General features: G+C 39.0%; 14 protein-coding genes. 12 read left to right on the forward strand and 2 right to left on the reverse strand.

Annotated features, from left to right (window positions below; all coding sequences use genetic code 11):
- Positions 1-112 precede the first annotated feature (112 nt).
- From DVW06_RS00240 to DVW06_RS00290, 11 genes are all read left to right on the forward strand, one after another.
- Complete coding sequence (locus DVW06_RS00240) at positions 113-325, forward strand: helix-turn-helix transcriptional regulator (protein WP_003125516.1); 213 nt, start codon at positions 113-115, stop codon at positions 323-325.
- Positions 322-906: a hypothetical protein gene (locus tag DVW06_RS00245; RefSeq protein ID WP_003125517.1), complete on the forward strand. Its 585-nt coding sequence runs from the start codon at positions 322-324 to the stop codon at positions 904-906. The genes DVW06_RS00240 and DVW06_RS00245 overlap by 4 nt, the downstream gene beginning before the upstream one ends.
- Before the next feature lie 287 nt (positions 907-1,193).
- Complete coding sequence (locus tag DVW06_RS00250; protein ID WP_005470450.1) at positions 1,194-1,658, forward strand: PTS sugar transporter subunit IIA; 465 nt, start codon at positions 1,194-1,196, stop codon at positions 1,656-1,658.
- Positions 1,659-1,669: 11 nt separating this feature from the next.
- Complete coding sequence (locus DVW06_RS00255; RefSeq protein WP_005470452.1) at positions 1,670-1,978, forward strand: PTS fructose transporter subunit IIB; 309 nt, start codon at positions 1,670-1,672, stop codon at positions 1,976-1,978.
- 21 nt (positions 1,979-1,999) lie between these two features.
- On the forward strand, positions 2,000-3,112 hold the full coding sequence (locus DVW06_RS00260) for a PTS fructose transporter subunit IIC (RefSeq protein WP_003125518.1): 1,113 nt from the start codon (positions 2,000-2,002) through the stop codon (positions 3,110-3,112).
- A gap of 34 nt (positions 3,113-3,146) precedes the next feature.
- On the forward strand, positions 3,147-4,031 hold the full coding sequence (locus tag DVW06_RS00265; protein WP_029486417.1) for a class II fructose-bisphosphate aldolase: 885 nt from the start codon (positions 3,147-3,149) through the stop codon (positions 4,029-4,031).
- Between the two features lie 37 nt (positions 4,032-4,068).
- Complete coding sequence (locus DVW06_RS00270) at positions 4,069-6,048, forward strand: BglG family transcription antiterminator (protein ID WP_005470455.1); 1,980 nt, start codon at positions 4,069-4,071, stop codon at positions 6,046-6,048.
- Positions 6,020-6,685 (forward strand): RpiB/LacA/LacB family sugar-phosphate isomerase, encoded by a 666-nt coding sequence (locus DVW06_RS00275; RefSeq protein ID WP_003125523.1) that lies wholly within the window; start codon positions 6,020-6,022, stop codon positions 6,683-6,685. The genes DVW06_RS00270 and DVW06_RS00275 overlap by 29 nt, the downstream gene beginning before the upstream one ends.
- A gap of 190 nt (positions 6,686-6,875) precedes the next feature.
- Positions 6,876-7,802 carry a LacI family DNA-binding transcriptional regulator gene (locus tag DVW06_RS00280; protein WP_005470459.1) on the forward strand — a complete coding sequence of 309 codons (927 nt, stop codon included), beginning with the start codon at positions 6,876-6,878 and terminating at the stop codon, positions 7,800-7,802.
- Between the two features lie 252 nt (positions 7,803-8,054).
- The gene (locus DVW06_RS00285) at positions 8,055-9,209 is read left to right on the forward strand and encodes an EndoS/ChiA family endoglycosidase (protein ID WP_005470460.1); all 1,155 of its coding nucleotides are present in this window, start codon (positions 8,055-8,057) and stop codon (positions 9,207-9,209) included.
- A 129-nt stretch (positions 9,210-9,338) separates the two neighbouring features.
- Positions 9,339-10,211 carry an endo-beta-N-acetylglucosaminidase H gene (locus DVW06_RS00290; protein ID WP_050762652.1) on the forward strand — a complete coding sequence of 291 codons (873 nt, stop codon included), beginning with the start codon at positions 9,339-9,341 and terminating at the stop codon, positions 10,209-10,211.
- Between the two features lie 506 nt (positions 10,212-10,717).
- Here DVW06_RS00290 and DVW06_RS00295 read toward each other — a convergent pair.
- On the reverse strand, positions 10,718-10,906 hold the full coding sequence (locus DVW06_RS00295) for a hypothetical protein (RefSeq protein ID WP_003125527.1): 189 nt from the start codon (positions 10,904-10,906) through the stop codon (positions 10,718-10,720).
- Between the two features lie 187 nt (positions 10,907-11,093).
- Positions 11,094-11,756, reverse strand: coding sequence for a hypothetical protein (locus DVW06_RS00300; RefSeq protein WP_003125528.1), 663 nt, complete (start codon positions 11,754-11,756; stop codon positions 11,094-11,096).
- 298 nt (positions 11,757-12,054) lie between these two features.
- Here DVW06_RS00300 and DVW06_RS00305 point away from each other — a divergent pair, with 298 nt between their 5' ends.
- Positions 12,055-12,336, forward strand: a complete 282-nt coding sequence (locus tag DVW06_RS00305) for a metal-sensitive transcriptional regulator (protein WP_005470466.1) — start codon at positions 12,055-12,057, stop codon at positions 12,334-12,336.
- Positions 12,337-12,339: the final 3 nt, after the last annotated feature.

Here is a 12,339-nt window from a genome sequence, read left to right on the forward strand (position 1 = left end):
TATTTGGAGGATAGATTGGATTTTATCGAAAATCGGAAATGTAAAGGAATCTTTACACAAGCTGTGAAATATGGTAACTTCTATGTAAAGGAAACTTGACAGGAGTGAGAAGATGCCAGTCATCAATCGTTTAAGAAGCATACGTGAGGAACAAGGATTATCACAAGGCGAATTAGCAGCGATTATGGGCGTTTCTCGTCAAACGATCAACGCCATCGAAACCCACAAATACAATCCTTCATTAGAGTTGGCATTACGGATTGCTCATTATTTTAAATTATCAGTGGAGGAGCTGTTTAAATTGACTGGAGGCACAAACGAATGAAAAACAAGTGGGCAAGTATTTTTGAGAAAGTATTACACGTGCTGTGGGTAGCAGCAAATTTGATTTTCTTTACCTGGGTAGGCTATTGGTTTATTGGAGTCTTATTTATTCTTGGCTTTTATCTCTTGTATGGATTACTTCTTCGATCAGTGAGTAGAATGGAAAAAGAGTCTTATGATGAACGGCAGAATCAGTTGAAAAGCAATAGCTATAAGTGGGGATTGAAAGTTGGATTTATATTATTATTTACTATGCCGGGTTTTTTCAGTAATCCTAGTGATTTTGCGTTTTTTCTCATGGGGATCGTAGGTAGTGTGATAGTAGGCTATCAAATGTTGAGCGGCAGTTTTTTTGGACACAATGCTAGTAAAGGTGAAATTTATACTACATTGATTGTCTCCCTAATTATCGGTGCAGGTGGAACATTTCTTTACTGTCGAGACATGGTCATTGGTTCACAGAAGCTAGTTGCAGAGGGGAGAATCACCATTGATTCCGGGTTTTGGCTTGTTTTAGCCAGTTTAGTGATCAGCCTAACGGGCTGGATGTATGTGTTTAAGGAAAGAGCAAATAAGGCTTAGAATTATACTATTATACTTAGGGTACTTATTTCCTTGGCTTATGTTCTTCTCCATCAATAATTAATTTTATAATATTAGAAATCTACTAACCCGAAAAGCCCAAAAAATTTTGGGCTTTTATTTTTATCTATAAATTTTTTTACTTATAAATGCCCAGGTCTTATTATCTGAAAGTCATGATTGAACAGCAAAGAAAAAGATTCCACAATGCTCTTCCCAATTTCTTTAAAAGCGCTTTCTTTTTTTCTGTTATTCTTTGTGTAATAAGAGATGGAAGGAGCGAAAGAATGGAAACAGTCAATGAAAATCAAACAATATTTGATCGGAATGTTATTGATCTAAATATGAAAGCCAGCACAAAAGACGAAGTGATTCGTGAATTAGCTACTCTATTGTACAAAGAAAATTATCTCAGCAAACTTGACGATTTTATTGCCTCTGTATACGAGCGTGAGGCAGAAGGGATCACAGGAATGGGGAATAACGTGGCAATTCCCCATGGGAAATCAGATTCGGTCATGCGAGCTGGAATCGCAATCGGTAAAACAAACAAAATGATCCACTGGGAATCTTACGATAATCAACCAGTTAATTTTTTCTTTTTATTTGCGGTTCCGGACGATGTATCTGGTGCAAAATTACACCTGCAATTGTTGAGTAAGGTTGCAGCAAAATTAAGTGATGATGAACTATTAAACCGATTAAAAATAACCCACTCAGTTGATGAGGTTATCGATCGATTAAAGATTTAAGGAGGAAGAAAATGAAAATAGTTGGAATCACTGCTTGTACAGCAGGAATCGCGCATACGTATATTGCAAAGGAAAAAATTGAGAAAGCTGCCATAAAAGCTGGGGATGATGTGAAAATTGAGACGCAAGGTTCGATTGGGGTAGAAAATGAATTAACTGAAAAAGATATTCGTGAAGCAGATATCGTGTTGCTAGCTACGGATATTGGCGTATCTCGGGAACGATTCAAAGGGAAAAAAGTCATTGACATTCCCATAGCATTGATCATGAAATCACCAGAAGGTGTAATCAAGAAAATTCATGAAAAATTAGGCTTATGATCAAGGAAAGGAGTAGCATACATGAAGGGGAAATTTGAGGTAAAGAAACACGTACTGACAGGAATTTCGTATATGATTCCGATCATTGTAGCCGGTGGTATTTTGGGGGCACTAGCAAAAGGGTTTGGCGGATACAATATTGGAGATTTAGTTCAACCGGGAGTCACGCCGTTTTCTGAGATGGATCCTTATACGTGGACAGGTTTTTGGTGGGGAGTCAACAAGCTGAGTTCCTATGCAATGGCCTTTGCGGTTGCGGTTATGGCTGCTGGCACCGCCTATTCCATTGCTGGACGGCCAGCTATTGTACCAGCACTTATTTTAGGATATACCGCTAATGAAACAAAAGCCGGATTTTTAGGGGGCTTGCTGGTCGCTTTTGTGATTGGTTATGGTGTGAATTGGGTGAAAAAATGGAAAGTCCCAAGTTGGATGCAAGGCTTGATGCCGGTCTTGGTTATCCCAGTAATAGTTACTTTAGTTAGTGGGATGTTGTTTCTAATGATTTTCTCGCCACCGTTAGCTTTCATTATGGATAGATTCCAACAATGGATCATTGCGCTGAATGGCGGAGCAAAGTCTGTGATCGGTGGGGTAATCGGTGCCTGCATGGGATTTGATTTAGGCGGGCCTATCAATAAAACTGCTTCACTGGCAGCCAATGCATTAGGAGCAGATGGAATCAACGGTCCAATGGCGGCTAAACTAGTTGGAGGGATGACACCGCCAATCGGGGCATTCATTGCCACTTTGTTAGCCAAAAAAAAATTTGCACAAGCACAAATCGATACCGCTAAAGCTGCTTTTCCAATGGGGTTATGTTTTATAACCGAAGGTGTACTGCCATTTGCGGCAGCAGATCCAGTTCGTTTCATCATCAGCTCCGTATTAGGATCCGCAACTGCTGGAGCAATAGCGGTAGGATCTGGCGTGGAATCAGTTGCGGCTCATGGCGGTATTTTTGTGATACCAATGATGACGAATCCATTAATGTTCGTTGTAGCTCTGGTGATCGGTTCAGTTGTTACCGGCGTTGTCTATGCGGTCATCAAACGTGAAACGGTAGCAGAAACTGAAACAGTAGAAAACAGTGAAACAGACGATTTCGATTTTGACATTACTTTAGAAGAATAAGAAACGCGATCATATGAAGAAGAGGGGGACAACAATGTTAGTAAGTATGAAATCAATTTTAGAAGATGCCAATAAAAATTATTATGGTGTGATGGCGATGAATAGTATCAATATTGAAATGGCGCGTGCAGGAATCGAAGCAGCCGCAGAACAGCGTTCACCGATCATCATTCAATTCGGTCCTGGTCAAATGAAAAATCATGCACATAAAGAAGAAATGATTCCATTGATCAAGGAACTGGCAGCCAGAGTTACTATTCCTGTTGCGTTGAATCTAGATCACGGCATGGACTTCCAAGTCATTGCTGAATGTATCAATCAAGGCTTTACAAATGTCATGTTTGACGGTTCAAGTCTGTCTTATGAAGAAAACTTGCAAAAGACGGCAATGGTCTGCAGTCTTGCACATAGCGTTGGCTGTTCTGTTGAAGCAGAATTAGGACATGTAGGACAAGCGCTGAACGAAGATGATGCAAATATGGATCTTTACACAAATCCTGAACAAGCGTTACACTTTGTTCAAAAAACAGATGTTGATGCTCTAGCTGTTGCGATTGGTACCGCACATGGCAACTACCCCAAAGGAAAAATACCACAACTAGACTTTGAGCGTTTAGCAGAGTTAAAAGAAACGTTGCAGATGCCATTAGTGCTTCATGGAGGAAGTGGTTGCGGGAAAGCCAATTTAAGAAAAGCAGTTTCTTTAGGAATCAATAAAATCAATGTGGCTACAGATGCGTTCACTGTTGCAAAAGAAGCCATGATGAGAGAACTAAAAAAAGACGAGCAAACGGATTATATGCATTTATGTATGGCTGCTGAAGCAGGAGTCAAGCAATTTGTGAAAGATTACATTGAGGTAATCGGCTCAAAGGATCGTTATATTTTTGGCGAGGTTACTTACACGGGTCATGAATAGTTGATGAAAGGCAGAATCTGATAGGAGGGCTTTGGATTTGATAAAAGACAAATTAGTAAAGAGAGAGATCTTACGTTTTCTTCAGAAAAATCCGGAGACCTCTATCAAAAAAATAGCTGAATATGTTGGCAAATCTGAAAAATCGATTCGGAGGAAAATCGCCCAAATCGATGATTTGTTGGTAGAAAATAAACTTGGACGAATTGATACGAAGCCTGGTAGAGGGATCTTATTTGTGCTCTATCCAAATAAACAAAACCAGTTATTAAAACATTTCAGTGATTTTTCTATACCTGAAGGAATTTCCCAAAATGATGAATGGACATTAATTTGTTTGCTGTTGGAAAGGGCGAGTAATCACTTTATCACTCAAGTAGAATTAGCTGAAAAATTATATGTCAGTATACCTACTTTCAGAAAACTAATGAGTCATGTGAAAGAATGGTTTGCTGATCATCATATTATGATTCAAACGATTCCCGGAAAAGGACTTACTTTGGTAGGTGATGAATATTCAAAACGGGTAGCGATTCGAGATGCGATCCTTCTGCAAGAAGATGAAAAACAAACTGTTGTTTTGCAACGATTTGCCAGAGGAATATCTGTTGAAGAAATCTCTGAGATTATTCGAAAAGCAGAAAGTGATTGGAAAATCAAATTTTCTAATACCTCGTTTATCAAAATACGAATCATGCTGATTTTGAGCATTGGAAGATTTTCTTATGCCTCTGATATGCCAACGATTGATGATTTTGAAAGAGAATACACCAATGAATATAGTTTTGTTGAAACCCTTTATCGTGGATTAGAAAAAAGAGGATTCGGAACATTCAATGAGGTAGATAAAAGAATACTTACTGCGGAAATTCTTGTATCAAATAAATTGCGCTGGAAGGATTCGGCAGCACTCACTAATTTAAAAAATCAGTATGATAACGATTTGCTTGAATTTGTTCATACAATCATTTCATCTATTTCAGAAATTTTGCAACAGCCATTGACGGAAGACAAAATTTTGGAAGAAGAACTGACAAACCATCTTCGTTCTGCTATTTTTCGAATGAAATACGGGCACAAAAATTCATCTGAATTGACCCGAGACTTGAAAAAACTCTATGGTCGCGTCTTTTTGAGTGTTTGGTCAACAAGTCAATTATTTGAGGACTACTATAATGTACAGTTAACCGAAGATGAGATTGCTTACATCGTTTTGTATATCGAAGCCGCTATATTGAGAAATCAAAGTCAAGTTGATGCTTATTTAGTAACGGATCGAGGCCGTTCCCAAAGTTTGTTTGCCACTGAATATATTAAAAAAAATATTCCAGAAATCAAAGAGATTCATATTATACGAGAAGAAGAAATTGACTCTACCAGAAAAGATGTCCTTTATTTAACGATGGTTCCAGTAGATTCGGTCACTGCAGTTCCGATTTCTTATCTTCCTTCAAACAAAGATCTTGTGAATATTCGAACGGCTCTTTCTCGTTGGGGAATTGTACCTGGATCAATCTCTATTTTTTCCGATGCATCCAAGCCGTTGCTGGATCCAAGATTGATCTTCGTAAATCAAACATATACAAACAAAGAAGAAGTCGTGACATTTTTATCCAATCAACTAGAAAGTTTAGGGTTTGTATCGCCAAATTTCTATCTGACGGTTTGGAAAAGGGAACAAAAGACAACTACCTGTATCGGTCATCATACAGCGATTCCACATGGAAGTATGACAGAAGTATTTGAACCTAAAGTAGCAATAATGGTTTTGAAAGAACCCATTCTTTGGTACGAGGATGAAATGGTGGACACGGTCTTTTTACTGGCCACTAGAATGCAGACCCCGATTGAAATTAGACAGAACAAACATTTTTATCGGGAATTAACCGATTTCACAGAAAACGACTCACTAATGGCCGCTTTTAAAACGAAAAAAAACGCTTTGGCAGCTTTCAATTATCTTTTTTTAAAAATAAATGAGGTGGAAAAGAATGAAAATCGCACTTTTGAACGAATTTAGTCAGGCAGCAAAGAATCCAATTATCCTAAATGAATTGACAACAATCGGCAACAAATATGGTCATGAGGTTTATAATGTTGGCATGAGTGAACCTTTATTATCAGAAGATCTGCCAGAAGCTTACAGCAAAGACAATCCACGTTTGACTTATATTCATTTAGGTATTCAAGCGGCACTGCTGCTTCATTCAGGAGCGATTGATTTTATTGTGACTGGCTGCGGCACTGGACAAGGCGCATTAATGTCTCTAAATGCCTATCCCGGTGTGATATGCGGGTATTGTATCGAACCAACCGACGCATATCTTTTTTTGCAAATCAATAATGGTAATGCCCTGTCTTTGCCTTATGCTAAAGGATTCGGCTGGGGCGCAGAGCTAAACCTGGAAACAATCTTCGACCGTGCTTTTGGTTCTAACAAAGGAAATGGGTATCCTAAAGAACGGAAAGCATCACAAAATCGCAATGCAGAAATATTGAATGAAGTAAAACAAGTGATGGCAAAACCACTACTGTCAGGTTTGAAAGCACTGGATCCAGCTTTGGTTCGCACCGCGTTAACCCCACGTTTTTTGGAATGTTTTGACGCTGGCTGCCAAAATCCTTCTATAAAAGCCTTTGTAGAAAAAATGAGATAGGAATGAAGAAGAATAATCAACAACCCGAAGTAGAAAGAACTACTTCGGGTTGTTTGTCTATCACTTATGGTAGAGAAATCTTCCTTTTCATCCCCACAATCTGTCTTTATATTCCTTTTATGGTAGACTACAACTAGACAGAGGAAGATAAAGCAGCAGTGAAAATACATAGCATAAGGAGCAACTGTTTATGGCAACGATTCGAGATATTGCAAGAATGACTGGTTATTCCATCACTACGGTTTCCCGGGTTATCAACGGCCATCCGTATGTGGAAGAACAAAAGCGTCAAACCATTTTAGCCATGATGAAAGAACTGAACTATAAGCCGAATAAGATCGCTCAGAAACTAAGCTCAGGAAAAACATTCAATGTGGGAGTCATCGTACCATTTGTCAACCATCCCTTCTTCGATAGAATACTAAATGGCATTATGGAAGAAGCATTTGCGCAACAATATAAGGTGACGCTTTTACCAACTAATTTCGATAAAGCCTTGGAGAAGGACTATTTAGAAGAGTTCGCTGCCAAAGGGTTCGATGGATTGATTGTCATCACTCGTGCCAACCATATTGAGACATTTCGCCCCTATCTTGAAAATGGTCCTATCGTTTTTTGTGAAGATGCCAGCGGAACGGATGTCCCATTTGTAACGATCGATCAAGTTGGCTCAGTGACAGCCAGCATCCTTTATCTTAAAGAACAAGGCGTTAAACGGTTAGGCTTGACTCTTGGCCGCAGCAAACGACTCAGCTGTAATTCGATCAATACGATCGCTAAAGCAAAGGAGCTCTTTCCCGGGTTTTCAGAAGAGGACATTTTTTGGGATTGTATCAAAGCAGAAGATGGCGAGGCTGCGGCTGTTTTTTTCAAAGACCGGGGCGTTGACGGGATCATTACCAATGGAGATGAAATCGCAGCGACAATATTATCTCAATATGGGGAAAGAAAAGCACCTCTGATTATCGGTCAAGAAAACTTACTGATCAGTCGATTACTGAACTTTTCAACCGTTGAATTCCATTTGCACCTCTGTGGACGAGAAGCGTTCCGTCTATTCCAGGAACGGAGTAGGGAACAAATCGTTTTACCGTTTGAATTGCTTGTTCGCAGTTAAGCAATGCTCTAAAAATGTGTTATCAAAATCACCATTCTTTTTTAGGAGACTGCCGTTTCGCAAGAAAAGGATAAGAAAGCCCTCATGAGAATAGAGGGCTTCTTTTGTTGCTATTTTTTAGTGCATTCTTTTTTTACTTTAAAGAAAAATCTTTAATTTGTTATGAAATACCTATAATTTGTTCTTAGATATTTCATTAAGTAAGCGCTAACATAAAGTGTATCAAATTTTATTCTGAAAGGATGGATGTTGATGAAAAAAGTCGTTTTGGGATTGTTTGCCGCTAGTTCGTTGTTGCTTTGTGGGTTTTTGTTTGGGGTTGAGGGATCTGCCACGACTGTTGATAAATCGGAAAAAACATTTATGGTCTATTACCGCACATGGAGAGATCAAAGTATTCCATCTGAACAAAATAATCAGATCCGAATGACAGATATTCCTTATGGTATTGATGTGGTCAATGTGTTCCACGCAAATGTGAGTGATGCAGATAGTAAAGTCTTTTTTGATGAAGTCGCCAATGTTTATGGACCAGAATTACACAAGCGAGGAACAAAGCTTGTACGAGGATTAGATTATCGCGAACTATTGAAAGTTCCTACAACGCAGAGCCAACCAACAGCAAAAGAATTTGACGATTATGCAAAGCAGCTTTTAGATAAATATATGACACCAGGAATCGATGGCCTTGATTTTGATATGGAAAGTACTTATACTACCAGTCAACTGAAAATCGCCCATGGGGTGATCGAGGCCCTCTCACACTATATCGGACCGAAGTCAGACACAGATACACTGCTGATTTATGATACTGTAGATATCTTTTCCCTAGAGCCATTTACTCCTGTTTCATCAGCGTTCAGTATTTTGGGTGCGCAGCAATATGGATCGAATGCCACGCGGGCGGAGTCTTCTTGGAACAACACGTTCTCAAAGACAGGTATCGAACGGTCTCAGTATTTAGTCGGTCTCTCGTTTCCTGAAGAACGTACCAATCAAACATGGGGAGATACCCGTGAACCTTATGAGTCCAGCAATCTCTATAGTGTCGCAAATTATGTCCGTACAACTGAAACTGGAGGCATGTTTCTTTATGCGATTGGCCGCGATGGTATCCAAGGAAGAAACGATCAGTTGTTGAAGACGGACTTTCTCTGGACAAAAACGGCGATTTTGGAATCAAAAGGCTGCTCTTTGGCGGAGTCGCAAGCTTTTGCTAAACATTATCTTGCTAGAAAGAACGACCAGTTTTCCGATCGCCAAGTTCAAGAATTAAGTCAACAAATCGAACGTGCCACTTCTCATTATGAAGTGAATCGAGTGTTTTTGGCTGCTAAGTATGAAGAAGCGGTCAGCCCTGAATATGACCCATTGAAAGAAGCTGCGCTTATGGCAGCAGAACAATAGACTCTATGCAAAAAAACTCTTCATAAATGATGTGTAAATATCTGATTATTATAGGAGGCGTTGACAGTGAACAATAAGAATCAACTAGCAGTGAAACCATCTCGAAGATTCACAGTTGCTTTTGTGGTGATGGTTCTTTTAAGTCTCTTTTCTTTGGCCGCACCGGTTTTAGAAGCTCAGGCTGCCGATCAAGTCACACCGAAAACAGTGATGTATGTTGAAGTCAATGACAACGAATTTAGAAACATTGGGAAATATACGCTAGCCGGAACGGACAAACCTGCAATCGACATCGGGATCATTTTTGCTGCGAATATCAATTATGATCCAGCGACAAAGCAAGCCTATCTTCATTTAAATGAGCAAGTACAAAAAACACTAGCCGAAAAGGAAACCCAGATTAAACCGTTACAAGCACGAGGCACAAAAGTTCTCTTATCGATATTAGGAAATCACCAAGGAGCTGGTTTTGCAAATTTCACAGATTATGCCAGTGCTGATGCGTTTGCTGCGGAGCTAGAACAAGTGGTGAAAACGTATGGTTTAGACGGAATCGATTTTGATGATGAGTATGCAGAATACGGGAAGAATGGGACACCTCAACCAAATGATCAGTCATTCATTTGGCTTATTCAAGCATTGAGAAATCGTCTTGGGACAGATAAGCTGATCACACTATATAATATTGGTCCTGCTGCCGAGAATTCAATGTATAATGAAAATGTTTCAAAGACGATCGATTATAGCTGGAATCCATATTATGGCTCTTGGCAGGTTCCTTACTTTGTTGGAATGGGGGCCGACCGTTTAGGACCAGCGGCTGTAGAAGTAGGAAGAAACCAAGCGCAGAGCATTCAATATGCTAAACGGACGAAAGCTGAAAATTACGGGATTTTCCTAATGTATAATCTTCGCAGCACCAACTCTGCCGATTATCTTTCAGGAATCACACAGGAATTGTATGGAAAGAAGACTGTATATACAGAGACTATTCCAAACTAGAAGGATTCAAATCAAAATGAGAAATGTGTCATAGATAACGACTGTGGGGGACGCTTCAACAAGAAGTGCCTTCGCAGTTTTTTTATTCGAGGATAGGATTATCAGCAGATCTCCGTAGCTGGAAATTTATCAACAAAAGTAGAAGAAATGTTTTTTTATTGGGAGATTTGAGGGGAATAGAATAGTAAATCTTTGTTTTGCTCAGCAATAAGACCACTTGAAATTCGTAGAAGAATGGCTTACCATTGTTCTGTAGTTCCGAAAAACAAACAAGGAAGAGGTACCAGGCAAGAGCACTTGGGGAAGATTCTCTTGGGGGAAGCCTGATACATCTCCTGTTTTTTTATTTTAACATTATTTGCAAATAATGTAGAGAGATATTGAATAAATAAAATAAAAATACTTTATACATTTTGGTGTTTCAACGAAGCAACACTAATTGGGCTGCCTTTTTTCTGTCTTGGGGATCCTGTACCTAAAATCAGTTTCCTCAGTCTCTGAAAGTTTTATCCCACCAATGATGCAGTTTTGATTGAAAAGTTGCAAAGTTTCGCAACTCCTGTTTCAGAAGTACCTTGAATCAACACTGTAGCTGTATTTTCGTAAACATGAATAACGCTAACATCTTGTAAACCACTAAAGCCAATAACCTTTGCCTGATAGTCTTGACCAGGAAACACTTGATATTTTTCCATGTTTGCTCTCCTTTTTTATTTTAATTTATTCTTATTTCAAAAGAATAATAAGTAAAAAGCATAAAAAAGTAAAGGAAAACGAATTAAGAAATAGCACTCTTTTTATTCACAATTTGTTGGTGCAAAAAAATATCTCCTCATAGAAAAGAGAAAGCTGCTTCAATTTAGATAATTATAAGGACTTATGTTATTTAATTTCCAGGTAAATCAAATAGGCATTTAGCAAGGTTTTCAAGTTATCTGGTGCTAGATTATTCGCCATATCATCATAGATCTTTAGTCCATCATTTCCTTCTGCTAAATAAAGCAGCGGGATTTTTTTGTTTTTCTCAAGTTTCACTTTGCCGTTTTTGATAGTAGTCACAGCACCAAATTGTCTGTCTTCCTGTGTAAGGGGAAAGTCATAGTCGGAAAGATCGGTGACTGTTTGTGACATGGCGCCATTGGAGAATAGCTTCACCAATAAATGATTCTGTCCTTCCGCAATACCAAAGTTTAGATAGCCACTGATGGAAACATCTTGTTCATAAGTCAAAGAAGCAACTGAGTCATGAGTATTTAATTCACCTTTGCGATAGTGATCAAAATAGACTGTTAATGAGGTTGCCGTGGTGTTGAATTTTAGTTGCGAACCATATGCCAGTAGCAAACCCGTTAAATCTGGTTTATTTTCTAGTTGAACAAGCTGACCATCAGGGACACCGGCTATTTTGCTACCCTGAAAAGGCCAGTAATTGAAGTGATTCAAGAACAGACCCAACACTACAACAACCAGGGTAGGGAGGAGGATGAGAACAAGACGTTTTGGCTTGCGCGTTTTATGGGTTGTTGGCTTTTCAGATGGCTGCATGTTGATTCGCTCCTTTTAAGTTGATCTTTCTTCTTTGATTTTCTCACAGTATAGTGTTTAAAACAATATTCAAAGTGTAAAATTACTATATAGAACGACAGTACTTGTAAAAGTTGCACTAAGTGAGTTTGTTGCTGTCTGTTTCTCTCATTCATGAGCGGATTTGTAGCACCTCCGAGGAAAGATAATTGAAATGACTTTAGCAATAGAAGGATTTAAACAAAACTTTTTGACTTGGAAATAATTTTTGATTAATATAGGGGTGGGGGGTACCCCCTATATTAAAGGAGGAGTCGACATGTCACATGCCAAAGAACATCAAACAGATGAATTACTTAAACGCCTGAATAAAATTGAAGGGCAAGTCTCTGGGATTAAAAAGATGGTCGTCGCTAATAAAGATTATGGGGATATCATGATCCAGTTGAACTCAGCTCGTTCGGCCATTCAAAAAATCAGCCAAATCCTCTTGGAGGCCCAAGCGGATCATGCATTGATGCATGTTAGTGAAGGATCGGATTTGGAGGAAGAAATGAAGGCCTTGAAACGGGTGATCACCCAATACAACAAGTTGAATTGAGTG

This window comes from Enterococcus sp. ARL09-542 (assembly GCF_005234805.1).
Lineage (GTDB): Bacteria > Bacillota > Bacilli > Lactobacillales > Enterococcaceae > Enterococcus_D > Enterococcus_D gallinarum.